14 protein-coding genes are annotated in these 20456 nt (G+C 47.6%); 5 read left to right on the forward strand and 9 right to left on the reverse strand.

Annotation, left to right across the window (positions count from 1 at the left end; all coding sequences use genetic code 11):
- Nucleotides 1-20: 20 nt before the first annotated feature.
- The gene (locus LQ567_RS10095; RefSeq protein WP_231004382.1) at nucleotides 21-662 is read left to right on the forward strand and encodes a carbonic anhydrase; all 642 of its coding nucleotides are present in this window, start codon (nucleotides 21-23) and stop codon (nucleotides 660-662) included.
- Between the two features lie 132 nt (nucleotides 663-794).
- Here LQ567_RS10095 and LQ567_RS10100 read toward each other — a convergent pair whose 3' ends face one another.
- Both LQ567_RS10100 and LQ567_RS10105 read right to left on the reverse strand, forming a co-directional pair.
- Complete coding sequence (locus tag LQ567_RS10100; RefSeq protein WP_231004383.1) at nucleotides 795-2237, reverse strand: AAA family ATPase; 1443 nt, start codon at nucleotides 2235-2237, stop codon at nucleotides 795-797.
- 237 nt (nucleotides 2238-2474) lie between these two features.
- Complete coding sequence (locus LQ567_RS10105; protein WP_231004384.1) at nucleotides 2475-4745, reverse strand: aconitate hydratase; 2271 nt, start codon at nucleotides 4743-4745, stop codon at nucleotides 2475-2477.
- A 373-nt stretch (nucleotides 4746-5118) separates the two neighbouring features.
- Here LQ567_RS10105 and LQ567_RS10110 point away from each other — a divergent pair, with 373 nt between their 5' ends.
- Nucleotides 5119-5340 carry a PspC domain-containing protein gene (locus tag LQ567_RS10110; protein WP_090393376.1) on the forward strand — a complete coding sequence of 74 codons (222 nt, stop codon included), beginning with the start codon at nucleotides 5119-5121 and terminating at the stop codon, nucleotides 5338-5340.
- 38 nt (nucleotides 5341-5378) lie between these two features.
- Here the strand turns inward: LQ567_RS10110 and LQ567_RS10115 are convergent, their stop codons facing one another.
- Nucleotides 5379-6809 carry a sensor histidine kinase gene (locus LQ567_RS10115; RefSeq protein ID WP_231004385.1) on the reverse strand — a complete coding sequence of 477 codons (1431 nt, stop codon included), beginning with the start codon at nucleotides 6807-6809 and terminating at the stop codon, nucleotides 5379-5381.
- 107 nt (nucleotides 6810-6916) lie between these two features.
- Between LQ567_RS10115 and LQ567_RS10120 the strand changes: the two genes are divergently transcribed.
- Genes LQ567_RS10120 through LQ567_RS10130 form a run of 3 tightly spaced genes read left to right on the forward strand, consistent with a single transcriptional unit; the run spans nucleotide 6917 to nucleotide 9072 of the window.
- Nucleotides 6917-7474, forward strand: coding sequence for an RNA polymerase sigma factor (locus tag LQ567_RS10120; RefSeq protein WP_231004386.1), 558 nt, complete (start codon nucleotides 6917-6919; stop codon nucleotides 7472-7474).
- Nucleotides 7467-8198, forward strand: coding sequence for an anti-sigma factor (locus LQ567_RS10125; protein WP_231004387.1), 732 nt, complete (start codon nucleotides 7467-7469; stop codon nucleotides 8196-8198). Before LQ567_RS10120 ends, LQ567_RS10125 begins: the two co-directional genes overlap by 8 nt.
- Complete coding sequence (locus LQ567_RS10130) at nucleotides 8173-9072, forward strand: DUF4097 family beta strand repeat-containing protein (protein WP_231004388.1); 900 nt, start codon at nucleotides 8173-8175, stop codon at nucleotides 9070-9072. Before LQ567_RS10125 ends, LQ567_RS10130 begins: the two co-directional genes overlap by 26 nt.
- Before the next feature lie 118 nt (nucleotides 9073-9190).
- On the opposite strand, the gene LQ567_RS10135 is transcribed toward LQ567_RS10130, so the two are convergent.
- The 6 genes from LQ567_RS10135 to LQ567_RS10160 all read right to left on the reverse strand — a co-directional run bounded on the left by LQ567_RS10135 (nucleotide 9191) and on the right by LQ567_RS10160 (nucleotide 20271).
- Nucleotides 9191-9811, reverse strand: a complete 621-nt coding sequence (locus tag LQ567_RS10135) for a response regulator (RefSeq protein WP_231004389.1) — start codon at nucleotides 9809-9811, stop codon at nucleotides 9191-9193.
- Between the two features lie 26 nt (nucleotides 9812-9837).
- Nucleotides 9838-12681, reverse strand: a complete 2844-nt coding sequence (locus LQ567_RS10140) for a sensor histidine kinase (protein ID WP_231004390.1) — start codon at nucleotides 12679-12681, stop codon at nucleotides 9838-9840.
- A gap of 348 nt (nucleotides 12682-13029) precedes the next feature.
- Nucleotides 13030-16371: a vitamin B12-dependent ribonucleotide reductase gene (locus LQ567_RS10145; protein ID WP_231004391.1), complete on the reverse strand. Its 3342-nt coding sequence runs from the start codon at nucleotides 16369-16371 to the stop codon at nucleotides 13030-13032.
- Nucleotides 16372-16634: 263 nt separating this feature from the next.
- Entirely contained in the window at nucleotides 16635-17210 is a 576-nt protein-coding gene (locus LQ567_RS10150; protein ID WP_231004392.1) for a DUF1543 domain-containing protein, read from the reverse strand.
- The gene (locus LQ567_RS10155; protein ID WP_231004393.1) at nucleotides 17197-19260 is read right to left on the reverse strand and encodes a thioredoxin domain-containing protein; all 2064 of its coding nucleotides are present in this window, start codon (nucleotides 19258-19260) and stop codon (nucleotides 17197-17199) included. The genes LQ567_RS10150 and LQ567_RS10155 overlap by 14 nt, the downstream gene beginning before the upstream one ends.
- A 201-nt stretch (nucleotides 19261-19461) precedes the next feature.
- Nucleotides 19462-20271 (reverse strand): alpha/beta hydrolase, encoded by an 810-nt coding sequence (locus LQ567_RS10160; protein ID WP_231004394.1) that lies wholly within the window; start codon nucleotides 20269-20271, stop codon nucleotides 19462-19464.
- Between the last annotated feature and the right edge of the window lie 185 nt (nucleotides 20272-20456).

The following is a 20456-nucleotide window of genomic DNA, read 5'->3' on the forward strand; positions in this document are numbered from 1 at the left end:
ATTCAAAATATAGATAGATTATGAACTCATACGAAAAATTATTACAGAATAATAAAGAGTGGGCTTCCTCAAAACTAGATATTGATCCGCATTTTTTTGATAACCTGGCGGAAACGCAGAAACCGGAATTTCTTTGGATCGGCTGCAGCGACAGCCGGGTACCGGCAAACGAAGTAACCGGTACCACATCCGGCGAGATCTTTGTGCATCGCAATATTGCCAACCTGGTAGTACATACGGATATTAACCTGATCAGCGTTTTGGAATACGCCGTGGCACATCTGAAAGTGAAGCACGTAATTGTATGCGGCCACTATGGATGCGGCGGTGTAAAAGCGGCCATGGGCAACGGAGATTTTCACCAGGTGCTGAATATGTGGCTCCGTGTTATCAAAGATGTTTATTACAAGCATAAAGAAGAGCTCAATGGCATCGAAGACGAAACAGCAAGGGCCAACCGGCTGGTGGAACTGAATGTAAAAGAGCAGGTAGAAAAACTGGCAAAGACCTCCATCATTCAAAAAGCCTGGCAGGAACGGCAGGCGCCCATGCTGCATGGCTGGGTTTATGGCCTGGCCGACGGGCAGCTGCATTCCCTGCACACCATTGCACCAGGCAGTAACCCGGTAGATCCGATTTACGTATACGAGAATCTGCAATAAAATGCCCCCATCCTTATTTAGGCCCCGCACTATTGCGGGGCTTTTTTTGCCGGATACCGGTCCCCATCGCTTTTGGCTCTGTTACGCTTCATGGAGCAGGCTATTACCTCAGGAGGCGTACCGCATCATCGTTTACAGGAACAACGCATCCATTGTTACTTCCGCCATTACGCGGCCGGTGGTATGAACGTTGGGTTGCACGCCATAAGTTGTAATCAACGTAAGGAACAGGGTTTTTCGGGTACGGGTTATCCGCCGGAACGTATTCACTTTGTGATCTAAGTCGCCTGCATAGTTTTTATCAATAACAAATACATCTTCCGAAAATTTCATCTCGCAGATATTAATACAATGATCCTGCCGGTCAATGAGCAGGTCGATCTGTGTTCCTTTTTCCGCATTTCCTTTCAGCGGCTGATACCGCCATCCGGATGCTTCTGTAAACACGCCCTCTATCCCCAATGCTTTTTTAACCTGCGCAACGTGCTTCAGGCAAACCGCTTCAAAGGCAAACCCGCTCCAGCTTTTATATGCCGGCGTGTGTCCTTTTCTTAACCAGGATCCGGAACCTGTTGCTTTTGCACCTTCTATAAATTTCAGATAAAACATCGAATACTCATCCGACAGTTTATAGATGCTATCATTGGTATTTTTTCCAAATGGCACATAGGGTGTAATAAAACCCGATTCCTCCAGCTCCCGCAGCAGCTTGCTGGTGGTGCCGCCGCTTGTAAGGCCGCAGGTGGCAATGATTTCATCCCGGGTAAGTCCTTTTCCTTTCTGCGACAACGCACGTACCACTTTTTCATGCTGCTGTGCATTTACAAACAGCGATTGGTACAGGTTGTCAAATTCCTTGCGCAGGACCCCATCTTTGTCAAAGCAAAGCCGGTCAATGATCTGAACAGCGCTTTCCCCCGGTAACACCGTTTGAAGATAATACGGGATGCCGCCCACCGCCATATAAAGCTGAAGTAATTGATAAGGATCCAATGCAGCCCCCAGATAATGCAGGTAAGCCCTGGTTTCCCCCAGCGTAAAAGGAAGCAACCGGATCCGTTGAGTAACCCGGTTGTGCAATCCACTCTTGTTGTTAATGATCTTATCGATCATCCAGGAAGCAGCGGATCCGCAGATAATGACTTTCAGGTTCGGCCGTTTTGTGGCACTGCTGTTCCACCAATGATCGAAGGCCTGAAGAAAGTTAGATCTTGGTGTATGGATCCACGGGAATTCATCAAAAAAAAGTACCGCAGGCCGGCTCCCGTCAAGCAGATCCAGCAGGTATTGATCCAGGTAGGCAAATGCCTGTATCCAATTATCGGGAGGTGCCAGCGGAGCCGGGCTGGCAATGGCTTTTCCCAAAGCGATACTAAAATTCCTTAGCTGATCCGTTAAGGCTGCGTCGTGAATGCCCGACATTTCAAACACCATTTCTTTTTTGAACAATGCCCGGATCAGGTAGGTCTTTCCCACTCTCCGGCGGCCATACACGGCAATCAGCTCCGGTCTTCCGGAAGCGAGTAACCGGTTAAGGATCTTTTGTTCTTCCGATCTGCCGATGATCGTATTCATGAATCAATGTTTTAACCCAATAAAATTAGTATAATTATGGCTGACTATAAAAAATATAATCAGCCAAAGTTTGAAAAATTATTATACTTTGGACAATTATAAAGGATATAACCAGCCAAAACTTGAAAATATATTGTAAAATGGACCGATATAAACTCAAAGGCAACGTAGCTTTTAACACTAAAAAAGCCTGTAAGGATTGATCCCTTACAGGCTTTTGTTATGTATGCAATTTATTTACTGCTTATTAGCAAATTCTCTGCGGATGATGTTCAATGCGGCCCCCGCTTTAAACCATTCGATCTGCTGCGCATTGTACGAATGATTTACCGTGATCGCATCGGATGTACCGTCTTTATGATGCAATACCAGCGTAAGCGGTGTATCGGGTGCAAACGTGGTAAGTCCCAGGATATCGATAGTGTCATCTTCCTGGATCTTATCATAATCATCTTTATCGGCAAAGGTCAGTGCCAGCATTCCCTGCTTTTTCAGGTTGGTTTCGTGGATCCTTGCAAAGGATTTTACCAGTACCGCACGGGCGCCCAGGTGACGGGGCTCCATGGCCGCATGTTCCCGGCTGCTGCCTTCTCCGTAGTTTTCATCGCCCACGATGAGGGTACCGATTCCCGCTGCTTTATATGCCCGCTGTGTAGCAGGTACCGCACCATACTCCCCAGTTAACTGGTTCTTTACATTATCGGTCTTATCATTAAAATAGTTAACCGCACCAATCAACAGATTGTTGGAAATATTATCCAGGTGACCGCGGAATTTCAACCAGGGGCCGGCCATCGAAATATGATCGGTTGTACATTTTCCTTTTGCCTTGATCAGCAATTTCAGTCCTTTCAGATCTGTACCTTCCCACTCAGGAAACGGATCCAGCAGCTGAAGGCGTTTGCTATCCGGTGCTACTTTTACTTCCACTCCGGAACCATCTGCAGCAGGTGCCTGGTAACCCGGGTCATCTACCGCAAAACCTTTTGCCGGCAGCTCTTCACCACTTGGAGGATCCAGTTTTACCGTTTCTCCTTTTTCATTTACCAGGGTATCTGTAATCGGGTTAAACGTGAGGTCGCCCGCAATGGCCAGCGCCGTTACCAGTTCCGGAGACGCTACAAATGCGTAGGTATTCGGGTTACCGTCGGCTCTTTTAGCAAAGTTCCGGTTAAACGAATGTACAATGGTATTTTTCTCCTGTTTGTCTGCACCCAAACGGTTCCACATACCAATACAGGGACCGCAGGCATTGGCGAATACGGTAGCCCCGATACTGGCAAAAGTATCCAGGAATCCGTCCCGCTCGATGGTATAGCGTACCTGTTCGGATCCGGGTGTGATCGTAAATTCGGCCTTTGTTTTCAATCCTTTTTCATTCACCTGTTTTGCCAGGGATACGGCGCGGCTGATATCTTCATAAGACGAGTTAGTACAGCTTCCGATCAAACCCACTTCTACTTTTGTAGGCCATTCGTTTGCGGCAGCCGCTTCTTTCATTTTTGAAATGGGTGTTGCCAGGTCCGGCGTAAAGGGTCCGTTCAGATGCGGCTCCAGTTCATCCAGGTTGATTTCAATTACCTGGTCGAAATATTGTTCCGGGTTAGCATATACTTCCGGATCGGCAGTCAGTTGTTCCTTAACAGCATCTGCAGCCGCTGCCACATCTTCGCGTCCGGTTGCTTTCAGATAACGGCTCATGCTGTCATCATAAGCAAAGGTAGAGGTGGTAGCCCCGATCTCAGCACCCATGTTACAAATGGTGCCCTTACCGGTGCAGCTCAATGCCTGTGCACCTTCTCCAAAATATTCTACGATACAACCGGTTCCTCCTTTTACGGTAAGAATTCCGGCTACCTTCAAAATCACATCCTTTGGCGCTGCCCATCCGTTCAATTTCCCGGTGAGTTTTACGCCGATTAGTTTGGGCATTTTCAATTCCCAGGGAAGGCCCGACATTACATCGCAGGCATCTGCCCCGCCTACGCCGATCGCAATCATTCCCAATCCGCCCGCATTTACCGTATGGCTATCTGTTCCGATCATCATCCCGCCAGGAAACGCATAGTTTTCCAATACTACCTGGTGAATGATCCCGGCACCTGGTTTCCAGAAGCCAATGCCGTATTTATTAGAAACCGAAGCCAGGAAATCAAACACTTCACTGCTGTCTTGCTTGGCCACCGCCAGATCCTGCGCCGCACCGGTTTGTGCCATAATGAGGTGATCGCAATGCACTGTAGAAGGAACCGCTACCTTATCGCGGCCCGCTTGCATAAACTGCAGCAGCGCCATTTGCGCAGTTGCATCCTGCATCGCTACCCTGTCCGGAGCAAAATCCACATAATCCACGCCTCTCTGGTAAGCCCTTTGAGCGGGTGTGGTTAAGTGCGCATACAGTACTTTTTCGGTAAAAGTCAAAGGCTTGTTCACGAGTTTACGCGCCTCAGCTACTTTTCCTTCAAATTCGGCGTAAACCTTCTTTATCAGGTCAATATCAAATGCCATAAAAAAATCATTTAATTGGATGTGAATGAATTGCCGCGAATTTACAAAATTTTGACGGTTTTACCGATTAAAATCACAGGATTAGGAGGATATTCCTGTCCGTAATATTGATTTAACCCCGGCCGTTCAAAGGGGCGCCGCGGGCCGTCAGCCGGCGAGCTGCGGATTGCTGAAAATAATCTTACGATTGCCCCGCATTCCGGGCCGGTTTACACCGGATTGCTTCGTCATTCCCCTAATTCAATACTCAAAAAATTCGTAATCAGCCTATTGAAATAAAAATATCGGACTATCTCTAATATCCGGCCCAAAAAACATCCAGAATTCAGAAAGAATAAATATTTTTGCGTTGTCTATTTTGATAGTACTAACTATGAATCGTCTGAAAAGTTTTGTTGAATGGAACGCATTCGGCGTTTGCTCTTCCATCGGGAACCGGATGAACATTTCTCCCAGCCGTATCCGGCAGTACTTTATTTATACTTCTGTTTTAACGATGGGGTCGCCCATCCTGATCTATATGATCCTGGCGTTCTTTAAGAATGTTAAAAACTACATTCACTCTTCCAAAAGAAATCCCTGGTATTATCTGTAAAAACCGGAATCAGCCGGCAGTACGTAGCCGCAGGTTGATCAGGCATTGCTGCCTTTCGGCAGCCATACGGTAAAGCGGGTTCCTTTTCCGGGAGCACTTTCCACGTCGATCATCCCTTTATTCTGGCGAACAAATTCAGTACAGAGCAACAAGCCAACTCCCGCCCCCCGTTCCCCAACAGTGCCGTAAGCCGGATCCTGCGGACCATGGAACATTTTTTTTAACCGTTCCGCATCCATCCCCATCCCATGATCGGTAATGATAATGGCTACCTGATCATCCTGTTCTTCAGCGGTAATGTTCACGCTCCCACCGGAAAAACTGAACTTAACTGCGTTGCTAAACAGGTTGCGTAGTACTACGGAAATCTGATCCCTGTCTGCATATAGCACTGTATCCGCCCCAATCCGGATATCAGTCTGGATCTTTTTCTGTTGTGTAACTGGCTCAAAGAAACGCGTTACTTCTCCCAGCAGCGGTAATAACAGAAAATTTCGGGGCGTCATTTGTATGCCTTGCATCCCGCGGGCGCTCCAGCGCAACAGGTTATCCAGTGTGCCGCTCAACTGCGAAACCCGGTCGTGGAGCACTGCAGTGGCCGCCTGCATCTCTTCGCCGTTCAGCAAACCGCTCCTGAACTGCTCCAGCAGCGCATCAAGCGTTGCAATCGGGCTGCGTATATCGTGTGCCACCACGGAAAACAGCCGCTCCTTATCCCGGTTCATAACCGTTAATGCATGTCGCTGCCCTTCAATTTCGCGTTCATAATCAGACTGTATAGACTTAAAAAAGAAAAGGGCCAGTATTACAAAAAGCAAGGCGGTGGCAACATTACTCCAAACTCTTTCCTCCGGGACAGGAGCACCAAAAATAGCAGGTTGTGGAAAAAATAAAATGAACAGGTGTGCAGCAATGATCACCAGGCTCAGCCCTATCACCACCCGGACGTTATCATTTACCAGAATGGCAATAACGAGTATGTTCAGCAGGAAATACTGCGCACCGTTGTGAAAAAACATGCCGGTAAATGTATAAATCAACAGATTTGCTCCAATCAGCACCAGCCGTGCGCCCAGGTACATGCGCCATCGGTGCATGGCAAATACCATCAGGGCCGAAAGGGCATTTGCCAGGTTTAATATGGCTAAAACGGGCCGGTCCTGTATAAAATTAACAATGGCATAGAAAATCATAAAAGGAATACAGGGCAGCGCCAGCAGATTTAATAATTTGGTCCGCCTGGACTCTACATAGGGCATAGCAGGCAGCACTCCAACATTTACAACACCATTCCAAACCTTATTTACATACTTCAGCAATAATTGTTTCGCTCTTGTGGCCATAAGGAACAAAGATAAACCAATGATTTTTATCTGTTCATCCCATATCCGGTAATAAAACAGCCGTTGTTTAAAAACCAACAGCACCGCACTGCCCGGTGTATGGCAAAAGCAGCAATACCGGAACATTAAATATTGTTTATCAATAAATTATACCATTTTTCGAAAATTTACCAGATGTATGTGTAACATTTTAAAACTTTTTGCTATTATTAGGTAAAGGGTAAATTACTTCGTTGGACCAAACCATAGAAATAGCGAGAGATGAGCAGGTTGAACTTTGCAAAAAGGGAGACAATAATGCGTATTTCTGCATCTATGAACGGTATGCCAAGCCCATGTTGAACAGCAGCATGCGGATCCTGAATAATATTGCAGATGCGGAAGATATGGTACAGGAGGCATTTATCGACGCGTTCAATAACCTGGAGTCTTTTACCTATAAAAGCTCATTTGAGGCCTGGTTGCGGCGAATTGTTATTAACAAATCCATCAGCCTGCTCCGGAAGCGGAAGATTTCCTGGACGGACATCGATGTTTCAGGCGCAGCAACTCCGGATGAGCCGGATGATATCAATGAAGCGCAATTTGAATTTGATATACAAAGGGTAAAAGCAGCAATCCGTGCGCTCCCCGAAAACTACAGGGTCATTTTTAATTTGTTTGTTATCGATGAACTGAAGCAGGACGAAATTGCTTCACTTCTTAATATTTCTCATAATAATGTCCGGACGATTTATCACCGCGCAAAGAAAAAGGTGCTGGACATATTAAATGCGAATGATCATGGATAATCGGTTAGAAAATTTTATTCAAAAGCATAAAGCCTCCTTTGACGACCAGGAGCCCTCTGCGGCTCTATGGAAACGTCTGGAAAAAAAAATACAGGACCAGCAGGGGCAGCAACCGGCATTGGCCGAGAGACCCTCCGGTGCCAAAGTGGTTAAGATCAACTGGTGGAAATGGGCCGCCGCGGCCATGATCGTGATCACGGCCGGTGTTTTAAGCAAACCATACTGGAAGCCAGGTGCTTCCGATCCTACCCCCGCCCTGCATGCTTACCGCGATTCCGGAAGCCGGCATCACGGCTCCGGCGACAGCAACGAAAATGCAGCCGATGACAACGGACTTGTTTATAAAGATAAACAAACCCCGCACACCCCTGAAAAGAGTGGTTCGCCGAAAGATCCGCTCCACTCGGAAGACGTGCAAGCCGGCAGTGAAGTAAAAGAAGAGCTCTTTCATTATACCCGTTTAATCGAGATCAAACAAAAAGAAATTGCTACGTTAAAAAACAATTACCCTGAATTATTTGAACAGTTTTCAAAAGATCTTACCACACTCGACAATTCCTTTGCAACACTGAAACACAAGTATGATGAAGGTTTAAACAGTGAGCAGTTACTGGGCGCGATGATCGAAAACCTGAAGTTGCAAACCGAATTGCTGAACCGCCAGCTGGAGATCACCAAGAAACTTAAACAACAAAAAAATGAACCGACGTATAAAAATATTTAGTCTCCTTTTCCTGCTTTTGGCGGTTTACAGCAGTACCCGGGCCGAAAACAACGAATGGGATGCGGAAAAACGGAAATCCATTTCACGGTCGTATCCTTTAACCGACCATTCCCGGGTTGCCATTAAAAACTCTTTTGGAAATGTAACCGTTTCCAGCTGGAATAAAAATGAGGTTAAGGTGGATGTAACGATTACGGTAAAAGCATCCAGCGACCAGATAGCGGCAGACATCCTGGATGCTATCTCCATCGAAGAAAGCGGTGGAACCAATATTTCCTTTGAAACAAAGATCCGCTCCAAAAGTAACGGGGGCCGTGGTAAAAGCTCATCAATGCAGATTGATTACATGGTGTACCTGCCGGCGGCGACCAACCTTAAGGTTACCAACTCTTTTGGGAATACGCATATTCCTGACCGCACGGGCAGCACCGAGCTTTCCCAATCGTATGGCAACCTTACCACGGGCAATCTGGCTAATATCGACCGGCTGTCGGTTGAATTTGGGAAACTGATCGCCAAGGAGCTGGAAAACACAAAGGTATTTGTAAAGTTTTCGCAGGTTGATATCGACCGGCTCTCGGGTAATTTCGATGGTAATTTCCAGTTTTGCACCCGTCCAGCCATCGGGCTTACGCTTGCTGTGCAGCGCGTGAAGATTGAATCAAAATATTCTGATCTTACCTTAACCCTTCCGAAGTCTTTTGAAGCTAATGTGGACATCACCACCAATTTTGGCCGTTTAACCAACAACAGCGACCTGAAGCTAACGGATAAGGACGGTAGCAGGATGACTGAAACCCGGTATTCAACTTCTTCAAGGACCGACCGGAAGATCTCGATCCGGAGCGAATTTGGCAAGATCCAGCTTAAATAGAAACGCCTTTTATTTCAGATCCTGGTAGCAGGTTAGCGGAAAAGAAAAAAGGCCATTGGATGATGGCCTCCTGGGGTGTAGTAGTTACATAAAGGTATTTTCCATTATCCGGTTATTCTCATTTAAGATGTTTATAATAAAATGATATGGCTTCTCCCAGTGAAGCCACATGCAATTTCTCGTAAATTCTTCTAGTATAGGTTCCAACGGTGTTAAAGGTAATCTGCAGCTTTTCCGCGATCATTTTATAACTCAGCCCGTCTGCCAGCAGTTGCAATACCTCAGCTTCCCGTTCGCTTAATGAGGAAGCAACTACCGGCGGTTTAAAATAATCCAGCACCTTTAGCGCAATTCCGGGGTTCATTACTGCTCCACCTTGATGAACATCATGAATGGCTTGCAGTAATTTCTGAGAAGAATCGTTTTTCAATACGTACCCGCTGGCGCCGTTGCGGATACTGGTAAAAATCTTCTCACTGTCATCAAAGACCGTCTGCATAAGTACTTTGATCCCGGGACGTGTTGTTTTGATTGTTTTTAAGCCCTCAAGTCCATTTACCTCTGGCATATTGATATCCATCAGTACTACATCAGGCTGGGTGTTGTCCATGTCTGCAACGGCATCTTTACAATTCTCTGCCTCACCAACATACTCCAGATCGTCTGTTAGTTGAATCAGGTTCTTGAGACTGTCTCTCCTGGCTATATTATCATCATATATAAAAACCCTGATTGGCATTGCTCACGCAAAGATAGAAGAGTTGGCTAAATGCCTTTGTCACGAATATTAGTGACAGGGATTTCCACGCTGATTTTGGTTCCTTTTTGAGGAAAACTGGCGATCTGAAAAACGCCGCCCAGTTCTTCGGTCCTTTTTTTCATATTCCGCAGCCCGTTTCCGGTTAATTTGGTATCCTCCTGGAAACCAACCCCGTTGTCTACCACTTCAATCCGGAGCCGGTCATTTTTGGCATATACCCGGATTGACACGAGGGTTGCCTTGCTATATTTCACAATATTATTTACCGCTTCCTTTATGATGAGCACCACGTTCTTCCGGGCGGTGATATGCTGTACGATATCATTGATTGCCGGGGCAATATGAATCTGATAATGGATCTCCCTGCTTCCCAACACCTCGCTTACGAAGTTTTTGATACGACTGTCTACGGTAAGCATATTTTGCTTATCGGTGCGCATACTCCAGATAATATCCCCGATATCCTCCAGGATCTTGGAGGAATTGACAGAGATCTGCTCCAACAGGTACTTTGCTTTGGAAACATCCCGTTCCATCATATTAACAGCTACGTCGCTGTACACCTTCAGGCTGCTCAATGTGGAACCAATATCATCGTGCAGGTCTTCCGTGATCCGGTTGCGTTCCATATCGATCCGCTTTTTTTGCGCATATTTTCTTTTTTGTTTCAGTGTTTTTAACCGGTTCACGCCCAGGAAAATGATACCGGTTACCAGGGAGGCCATTACTACTATAAACCAGGCGCTCCGGTAAAAAGGCACCCGGATATTGAAATACAGGGTCCGCACATGCTGGCTCATCAGTCCGTTGATGTTTACAGCTCTTACCTTAAGTATATGACGCCCCGGCTCCAGGCTCAGGTTCAGGGTATTTCCCACAATTTCCGGCATTGTTGTATCCTGGTTGAGCGAATACACAAAGTGATCAAAATATCCTGAAAGATTTACGCCCGAAAAAGTAAGTGTAATGGTTCGGTCATCACTGGGAAGATCATAAGATGCGGAAACCGGCAGTTGTTTCTGATTCACCCGGATATCCGTAAGGTATGTTTTGATATCAAACCGGGGGATGCTGATATTTGCCGGAAAGATGGCGATACCGCCTTCTGCGGCCAGGTAAATGGAATCATTCCGATAGGCGATATCCGTAATTACATTATTGGAAACACCCTCTTCATGATTCAGGTTGGTAATGGTATAACTGAACCGTCCCTGATCGATGCTATAATTGATATAGGCCGCGCCACGCCGGGTGGTAGCCCACAATAACCCGGGTTTATCAGTACTCTGAAGCTTTACTACCGAAAAATTCAGGAACCGCGGATCGGACACCTGATATACGATCTGCGTATCCTTGATAACAAAGAGGCCGTTATTCATGGTTGCAACCCATATCATGCCATCGGGAGTTGCCACTGTAGACAATATCCGGGAACCTCTGAGCGGCGTTTCACTACCGATCTCCGACAAGGTATTTAAGGTATAATGATACCTGAAGAGCCCTTGTGTGGTTCCCAGATAGATGTATTTACCCTGTGCGGCCATGTTTGAAACGCGCAGCAGTGGTATATTCAGCCGCGTGGCCCGCTCCGTTATCGTATTGATCTTATATAAGCCTCCTTTGGGGTCCACGCCGGAAACAATAATAATACTATCGTTGTAAACAGTTCCTTTTTTCAACTGTCGGATCGTTTCCGATGTTTCCAGCCGCACGAGCCGGTTGTAGTCGACAAAACAGCCCCATTCAGACAGTACAAACGTTTTCTTTTGGGATCTCAGCAGTCCCACAATACGCGTGGTGTTACCTTTTTCATTGATACTGCGGATGCGTACCGGGCCATTCCGGGGCTTTTCAATAATGTCTCCATAATTGTTTCCCCCATATATGGTTCCGTCCTTGTCTACGCAAACAGATCTGAAATTATTTCTTGTTGGAGGAGGAGGCAATGGCCGGAGGATATTCAGCGAGCCTTTTCTGAAAAGCAGCAGGCCCTTATCCATGGTCGACACCCAGATATCCCCGTTCTTATCTCTGAAAGAAGAGTTGGCAAAAAAATTGCCCGAGATCTTAAACTTCAGCGAATCCGTCAGATAATCAAACACGTAGATGGCGCCTTTGGCGGTAGATACATTGATCTCATTGCCATTTTCCCGGATCATCAGCGGATTTTCATCAATCTCTTTTTCTACCACGTGGAGCGGATTTCCATGGCCCGATTTCTGTACAATATAGATCTTTTCAACGCCGCGCAACACATACAACTTGCTTTTCAGCTGGGTATTGATTTCATAAAACCGCATCTTCTCCTCTTTTTCAAACAAGAGTACGCTATCCAGGTGGCCCTGGCTTTTCAGGTATGCGTAATACTGAAGCCCGTTTTTACTAAGACCTGAATACATCCAATTCGGTTTGCCATCCTGAAAAAAACGGTACGCCGTCCGGCCATCTGACTGCTGTAGTTTTCTATTTTTAAACACCAGCTCGCCGCCTGTATTGAAAAATACCACACCGCCTTCTTCGAGGCGCCTGCTCCATAGTACCAGTCGTACAAAATCCTTGCGAACATTTACATTTTTCAGAGGGTCAACAAAACGATCTGTAGCCTCATCATAATAAGAGGGCCCCTGTTTAAAGGTGTTGATCCAGATAGTGCCATCCTTTTCCTTAAGCACCTCCAGCACGTCCATATCCGGCACTCCCTCCGGCATGGCATACCGTTTAAAATACTTGCCGTCAAAACGGCAGACCCCATTGTCTGTAGCCACCCACAAAAAGCCTCTATCATCCTCAGCACAGGAGTACACCAAATTGCTCGCTAACCCTTCATTTACGGTAAAGGCTTTTGCCATTCTCAGGTTTTGAGCAACAGCGGTTGTTGCAATCAGGCAAATCATCAATAAAAAAGCCCCAGCCCCAACATAACGGTTATAATTTTTCGCCATCCTCATAGCGGACTTCCGGGTTTATTTTGAATCTGCATGACCAAACAAAAATATACATTTTTAATACATCAATCTGCCGGCAGGAGCTACCGGGCTCATGAATACCGGACCGGCCGGAACCGCTGGCATGCGCCGCTGATGCCAAACTTTACCAAATTAAAAGTCATACCGCCGCAGGATTTTTACCGGGTGGGCATACGCATTAAAAAAGGATGTTCCTTGCGGTAACATCCTTTATCTATTGATTACTGGTTCCTAGCTGCATCCAAGGCTGTTGCCGCAATTCAGGCATTTATAACAGGTTCCGCTGCGAATGGTAATATGCCCGCATACATTACAGGCGGGCGCATCGCCCTGCATATTTTTTGCCGCTGCATTTACCGCATCGAGCCCGGCCTCATATTTAAAACTGACTGTACCTGTAGCCGGCTGGGGGGCCGTTTTACCCACCACCCGTACTTCACTCAGTTCCGGTTTCCGTTCCCCAATAGTGGGCGTTTCCAATTCCCAGTCTTCGTCGGCGCCGGGTTTATTCGTTCCGTCCAGAACATGCACCAGGTCTGCACGTCCAAGATATTCATAGGCCAGCGCCCGGAACATAAAATCAATAATCGACGTGGTTGATTTTATATTGGGGTGTTGCACCATTCCGGATGGTTCAAACCTGGTGAACACAAATTTTTCTACAAATTCCTCCAGGGGTACTCCGTATTGTAACCCTATGGAAACGGCAATGGCAAAGCAGTTGAGCATACTGCGCATGGTAGCACCTTCCTTTGCCATATCGATAAAGATCTCACCCAGGGTACCGTCTCCATATTCGCCGGTACGCAAAAAGAGTGTTTGCCCGTTGATCTTTGCTTTTTGCGTAAACCCTCTTCGTTTTGCCGGAAGCGATCGGCGCTCCACAATCATTGCTAACTGGCGTTTCAGCGAAGTATCTGCGCTATCCTGTACACGACGATTCACTTCTTCAAGCAATTCATCAATGGTTAATTTACCCAGGTCGATGATCGCCGCTTCCTGCGATGCTTCTTCGGTGGTTTCCTGCTCTTCTTCTGTTTTTGATTTGGTATCGGCCTTATTGCTCAGCGGCTGGCTTAGTTTAGAACCGTCCCGATACAGGGCGCAGGCCTTCAAGCCCAGTTCCCAGCTCAGTTTGTACGCATCTTCAATTTCCACAACGGCCGCTTCATTCGGCAGGTTAATGGTTTTACTGATGGCACCGCTCAGGAAGGGTTGTGCCGCAGCCATCATGCGTATATGCCCGTGTGCATGAATGTAACGTTGTCCGGAAGGGCCGCATTTATTGGCACAGTCAAAAATGGGTAAATGGGCATCCTGCAAATGCGGGGCGCCTTCCACCGTCATCGTACCACATACATAGATATTGGCCGCCTCTATTTCCTTTTCCGTAAAGCCCAGTGCTTCGAGCATATTCCAGCTGAAATCATTGTACTCCTCCGGTTTAAAGCCCAGGCGCTGCAGGCAGGCCTCTCCCAGTGTAAATATGTTAAACGCAAACCGGATCTCAAAAGCCGTAACCATTGCGGCATCGAGCTGCTGTATTTCCGCAGCGGTGAATCCTTTTGCCGCAAGCGTTTCATTGTTGATATAAGGTGCTCCTTTTAAAGTAGCATGGCCTTTTGCGTAGTTTACAATTTCCTGTATCTCCGTTTCTGTATATTTTAATGTGCGCAAGGCCTGGGGCACGCTCTGGTTAATGATCTTAAAATACCCGCCACCACTGAGTTTTTTAAACTTAACCAGTGCAAAATCCGGTTCCACACCCGTAGTATCGCAATCCATTACCAGTCCGATGGTACCCGTGGGGGCAATAACCGTTGTTTGCGCATTGCGATAACCATGCTGCCCTCCCAGCTGTACGGCCGTATCCCAGGCCCTGGTAGCTGCTTTTAAGAGATATTCCGGACAATGGGCGGCGCGAATCCCCTGCGGTTTGATCTGCAATCCTTCATAGGCATCCTCTGCGTCATAAGCGGCCGCACGGTGATTGCGCATCACCCGCAGCATATGCTCTTTATTCTCGGCATACCGGGGGAATGCGCCCAGGTTGCCCGCCATTTCTGCGGACGTGGAATAGGCCACACCCGTCATGATCGCTGTAATAGCACCCGCTATTCCGCGGGCAGCGTCGCTGTCATAAGGGATGCCACTCACCATCAGCATCGATCCGATATTGGCGTAGCCCAATCCCAGGGTACGGTAATCATAACTCAGCTGTGCTACTTCTTTTGAAGGAAATTGTGCCATCAGCATCGATATTTCCAGTACTACCGTCCACAAGCGGCAGGTATATTCAAACCCCGAAACATCAAACAGGTTTTGCTGCTCGTTGAAAAATTTACGCAGGTTCACGCTGGCCAGGTTACAGGCCGTATTGTCGAGGAACATGTATTCGCTGCAGGGATTGCTGGCGCGGATGGACCCGCCTTCCGGGCAGGTATGCCATTCGTTAATGGTGGTATCATATTGTGTTCCGGGATCCGCACAACGCCAGGCCGCATAATTGATCTGGTTCCATAGGTCTTTTGCTTTCACCGTGCGCATGGTTTTGCCCGTGCTTCTCGCCTTTAATTCCCAATCACCATCTGCCGCCAGAGCCTTAAAAAAAGCATTTGGGATCCGTACCGAATTATTGCTGTTTTGTCCGCTTACAGTTCTGTACGCTTCTCCTTCATAATCGCTGGAATAGCCTGCGGCGATCAATGCGGCTACCTTTTTTTCCTCTTCCACCTTCCAGTTTACAAATTCCACGATCTCGGGATGATCCAGGTCCAGGCAAACCATTTTTGCAGCCCGCCTGGTTGTTCCGCCGCTTTTAATGGCACCTGCTGCACGGTCGCCGATCTTTAAAAAACTCATCAGCCCGCTGGAAGTACCACCACCGCTTAACTTTTCGCCCTCCCCGCGGATACTGCTGAAATTGGTGCCCACGCCGCTGCCATATTTAAAGATACGGGCCTCACGCACCCAAAGATCCATCAAGCCTCCGTCATTCACCAGATCATCTTCCACACTCAATATAAAACAGGCATGCGGCTGAGGCCGCTCATATGCCGATGTAGATTTTTTTAATTGCCCGTCCTTTTGATCTACGTAGTAATGCCCCTGGGGCTTACCTGTAATTCCATATACTTCATGCAGCCCGGTATTGAACCATTGGGGGCTGTTGGGTGCGCAGGACTGGTTCAGGATAGAATACACCAGTTCATCATAGAAGACCTGTGCATCTCCGTTTGAAGCAAAATAGTTATACCGCTCGCCCCACATACGCCAGCAATGCGCCAACCGGTGCGCCACCTGTTTTACGCTGGTTTCACGCCCCAGGCTGCCGTCCGGTTGCGGAACACCTGCCTTTCGAAAATATTTCTGGGCCAGTATATCGGTTGCAATCTGGCTCCATTGCCGGGGAACCTCCACATCATCCAGCTGAAATACCACTTCCCCCGTAGGATTCTTAATTACAGAGCTCCGATAATCATATTGGAACATGTCGAAAGGGCTTATTCCATCCTGAGTGAATTTCCGGGTAAAACTCAGGCCTTTCCGGTTTTGCTTTTTCGTTGGCGCCATTTTATAAAAGTTTGGTTAAGGTTAAAAACATTGAAGCGTGAATAACGAATTTACTTTTACAAAACGGGGTTTCCCAGTGCTAAATATGCACAGTTGTGGATAAACCGATTTGGAAAACCTACAGATGGGAAGGGACGGACGTTTGGCCTCCCTGGGGATCGGCCACCCGCCTATAACCGGAGTAAGCAATAGATTTTTAAAGAAGCAGGAAGTCCTGGGAGGAAATAGCATTGAAGCAGGGCCCACGCCTGCGCCAACGTCTTTTAAAGCAATCCTTCACGCAATTGATCCAGTTTCAGGTAGCCAATGCCAACCGGATCTTCGTTTATGCCTTCTTCTTTTGTAATGGTGAGCATAAACCGCTCTTTCTGATAAGCAGGCAGGATGTCTTCCACATTGAATACATCATCAACATCCACGCCGTACTTGTTGTCGATATGACTAACCGCCTTTGCTGCAGCATTATAATCTTTATAAAAAGCCGTCTGCTTTGCCCGTTGAACAGCAGCGCCCATGCTACCGGCTACGGTTATCAGCTTATGGTGATATTCCTCAAAGCTTCCCGGCAGGTACCCCCCGAGATTGATAAAAAATAATAGTTCGGGTTGTACGCTCCTGTGCGTCCGCTCCTCTATCCGGATCCGGTAATCATCAACGGCGGTTACTTCGCGCCAGGCGTCGATATGAATTTTCCCGTCGGCTTCCGGCCAAAAGTTTTGTATGTCCGGAATGATCGCTTCCAGCGTTTTCCCGATACAGAAAAAAACGTCATGCTGCTCCGTATGTCGCCCCTGGGGTGTACACCCCAGCAAAAGATAAAACAGTTTATATGAGTCCATGGTCATTTACATTGATCAGTGATAACAATTCATCCAAGGTCTGAACCGGTCTTTGGCAGGCATAGTTTTCGCAAAGATAGATCAGCAGCGGGTTTCCGGCCTCCTTACCGGTCAGCATCGGAAAACGGTCATCCGCTTCCGTTGCCGCCATAACGATGCTGTTCGGCAGCAACTGGCTCAACAGCTTCCGATGGGCGTCTTTATGTTCGCCCAGCAGCACAATTTCCTTAAATCCTTTTTGTACCAGGTAAAAATCAAGCATCCAGGCTCCAAAGGAGGTGGGATACTTAAGTATGGCATTGCTCAACTGCGCAATCATCCGTTCGCCCTGTAGCCGCCACGCTGGCTTGTTAAATAAAACAGCCAGTGTCAACAGGTTCCTGGCCATTACAGCGTTGCCGGAAGGCGTTGCTCCATCATATACCTCCCTCTTACGGAGGATCACATCTTCCTGGTTGCGGGGCGTATAATAAAAATAGCCGGTGTCTTCCTCGGCAAAATCGGTCTGAACATTTTCACAGACCGTATTTGCCTTCAACAGCCAATTTAGATCCGTTGTAATACGATACAGTTGCAGCAAAGCCTCTATTAAAAAAGCATAATCATCCAGGAATGCCGGGTATTTGGCAGTTCCTTCTTTCCATACATGCAAAAAGCGTCCGTCCCCCCCTTCAAAAGCGTCCAGAAGAAATTGCATCCCGGTAATGGCTTTCGCCTTGTAGGCTTCATTGCCGGTTACTTCAAAGGCCTTGCTATACGCGGTATTCATCAGTGCATTCCAGCCAAGGATCACTTTATCATCCAGCCCCGGCCGCACTCTTTTAGACCGCTCCTTCAAAAGCCGAGAGCGGCCGTTTTCCAACAAGGTATCCAGTTCCGGCATGGTTATTCCCAACCGGGTAGCTACTGTTTCCTTCGGCTGCAATATCCGGGGAATGTTTTTCCCTTCCCAGTTTCCTTTTTCCGTGATGTCATAATATGCGACAAACGACGCCGCTTCATCTCCCAAAACTTCCTCAATTTCGCGTTTGCTCCATACATAGAATTTGCCTTCAACACCTTCGCTATCGGCATCCAGCGCTGCATAAAAACCACCCGCCGGATGCTGCAGCTCCCGTTCAATAAATGCAAGCGTTTGCTCCACACAACTTTTATACCGGGCGGCACCGGTTACCTGGTAGGCTTCGCAAAGCGTGGTTACCAGCAGTGCGTTATCATAGAGCATCTTTTCAAAATGGGGTATCAGCCATTCGGTATCGGTTGCATACCGGGCAAAGCCACCCCCTACCTGGTCATAGATCCCGCCCTCCATCATTTTATCAAGACTCAGCAATGCCTGCGTCTGCGCCCCGGCGGCCAGGCTTTCCGGTCGTGTAGCTTCTACCGCGGCATAATACAGCAGGTAACGGATCGTTTGCGTTTGCGGAAACTTCGGCGCCCTGCCAAATCCGCCCCAGGTCGTATCCGATTGTTTCAGGATATTGGAGCAGGCGGTATCCGCATCATCAGTTGTAAAAGCCATGGTACCGGCATCCTGGATGCCGAACGTATTGGCCTCCACCAAATGCCGGGTCAGATTTTCAGCCTGCTGCTCAATGTCAGGTCTTTTTTGCGCAAACGCATCTGCTACAGCCGCCAGTACCTCTTTCCAGGATGGACGGTTGGCATACGCCTGCGGCGGATAGTACGTGCCGCCATAAAAGGGCTTTTTACCGGGCGTCAAAAACACATTCAGGGGCCAGCCGCCACTGCCGGTCATTGTTTGAACCGCGTCCATATAAATATGATCAAGATCCGGACGTTCTTCCCGGTCGATTTTTATATTGATAAAATGCGTATTCATCAGCGCAGCTGTTTCTGCATCTTCAAAGCTTTCCCGCTCCATTACATGACACCAATGGCAGGCAGCGTAACCAATGCTTACCAGGATCGGTTTGTCTTCCACTATTGCCTTTTGCAGCGCCTCTTCCCCCCAGGGATACCAATTTACCGGGTTATGGGCATGTTGTAATAGATATGGACTGGTTTCGCTTATGAGATGATTGGACATGAGAAAGGTTTCAAGTTTGAGGTTTAATGTTGCGGGTTGGATTTCGTGTGCCTGGTGCGGAGCGCTCCTTATCCAAACGCACCCACCGCTCAATACTGAAAGCCGAAGGCTGACGGCAAATCAGCTCCAGATTGAATTTGATTCTGGAAGAAGCACTTCGAAGCTGTAACGCGATCTGTATTCTTTCATCATTTTGCATTTCTACCGGCCCCATCCCCATTTGAGAAATACGGGCATGGCTTTCCCCCAGGTGGCCACGTCATGTTTGCCGTCGTCCAGCTCGAGGTAAGACAGGTCTTCGGGGTGATACCCTTTTTTTAGCAATTCTTTTACAATATCCCGCGTATCATCCACCGCGTCAATTACACCATTATTATTGCGGTCGTGCGCTTCGTCCATCAGACCGCATTGCAAAAAGAACTTCAGGCCCGGTTTATATATCCCGTTCCGGATCTGCTGTTGCATGATACGGTCCTGGTCATCGTTATAGGTGACATCATCCTGGTCCTTGCTCCGCCACCAGAGCGAGCCGGAAAACACACCGGTTTTGGAAAACACTTCCGGATGATTCCACACGATATCCAGGGCACTTAATCCACCCAGTGAAAAACCGGCAAATGCGCGATCTTTAAAACCCGGTACGTTGTATCGGTTCTGAATGAACGGCATCAGCTCTTCAAGAATAAAACGGGTATAAGCTGCTGCCCGGTCACCGCGGCCGAGATAATCTGCTGCTGCCGCTACCCCGTATTCCCTCTTCCGGTCGGGCCCGGCCGTAATGCCTACGCAAAGCACTGGGGAGATCCGGCCGTCGACATACAGGCCGGTCAGCAATTGCTGCAGCTCCATTACGGGAAGGTCCTGGCCATCATTAATCAGCAGCAGGCTGAGACCGTACGGGTCATCCAACACCGTAGGCAGGTAAAAATCAATCATTACCTCCCTTTTCAGAAATGCTGATAAAACGGTGGCCCGTTCAGTTACATAGTCCAGTTCCTTTACCATATTCATTCGCTCAAAAGTAATGAAATACCCTGTTCCCGTACCGAAATATTAAGACCAGTAATAATTTTTTGTGAGGAATTAGAGAATAACTTAAATTCAATCTCAAATTAAACAAAACAAATATGGAGCCTGTAAAAAGCGGTATGAAGCCAGGTTCGACAGGAACTGCATTCGTCCCTTTGCCGGGTTAT

It is taken from the genome of Niabella pedocola, assembly GCF_021044425.1.
GTDB lineage: Bacteria > Bacteroidota > Bacteroidia > Chitinophagales > Chitinophagaceae > Niabella > Niabella pedocola.

What these genes read in the sequence shown, in the direction of transcription:
- LQ567_RS10095 (WP_231004382.1), top strand. Translation starts at nt 21, where the DNA reads ATGAACTCATACGAAAAATTATTACAGAATAATAAAGAGTGGGCTTCC.
- LQ567_RS10100 (WP_231004383.1), bottom strand. Translation starts at nt 2,237, where the DNA reads ATGAATACGATCATCGGCAGATCGGAAGAACAAAAGATCCTTAACCGG.
- LQ567_RS10105 (WP_231004384.1), bottom strand. Translation starts at nt 4,745, where the DNA reads ATGGCATTTGATATTGACCTGATAAAGAAGGTTTACGCCGAATTTGAA.
- LQ567_RS10110 (WP_090393376.1), top strand. Translation starts at nt 5,119, where the DNA reads ATGAATCGTCTGAAAAGTTTTGTTGAATGGAACGCATTCGGCGTTTGC.
- LQ567_RS10115 (WP_231004385.1), bottom strand. Translation starts at nt 6,809, where the DNA reads ATGTTCCGGTATTGCTGCTTTTGCCATACACCGGGCAGTGCGGTGCTG.
- LQ567_RS10125 (WP_231004387.1), top strand. Translation starts at nt 7,467, where the DNA reads ATGGATAATCGGTTAGAAAATTTTATTCAAAAGCATAAAGCCTCCTTT.
- LQ567_RS10130 (WP_231004388.1), top strand. Translation starts at nt 8,173, where the DNA reads ATGAACCGACGTATAAAAATATTTAGTCTCCTTTTCCTGCTTTTGGCG.
- LQ567_RS10135 (WP_231004389.1), bottom strand. Translation starts at nt 9,811, where the DNA reads ATGCCAATCAGGGTTTTTATATATGATGATAATATAGCCAGGAGAGAC.
- LQ567_RS10140 (WP_231004390.1), bottom strand. Translation starts at nt 12,681, where the DNA reads ATGGCAAAAGCCTTTACCGTAAATGAAGGGTTAGCGAGCAATTTGGTG.
- LQ567_RS10145 (WP_231004391.1), bottom strand. Translation starts at nt 16,371, where the DNA reads ATGGCGCCAACGAAAAAGCAAAACCGGAAAGGCCTGAGTTTTACCCGG.
- LQ567_RS10150 (WP_231004392.1), bottom strand. Translation starts at nt 17,210, where the DNA reads ATGGACTCATATAAACTGTTTTATCTTTTGCTGGGGTGTACACCCCAG.
- LQ567_RS10155 (WP_231004393.1), bottom strand. Translation starts at nt 19,260, where the DNA reads ATGTCCAATCATCTCATAAGCGAAACCAGTCCATATCTATTACAACAT.
- LQ567_RS10160 (WP_231004394.1), bottom strand. Translation starts at nt 20,271, where the DNA reads ATGAATATGGTAAAGGAACTGGACTATGTAACTGAACGGGCCACCGTT.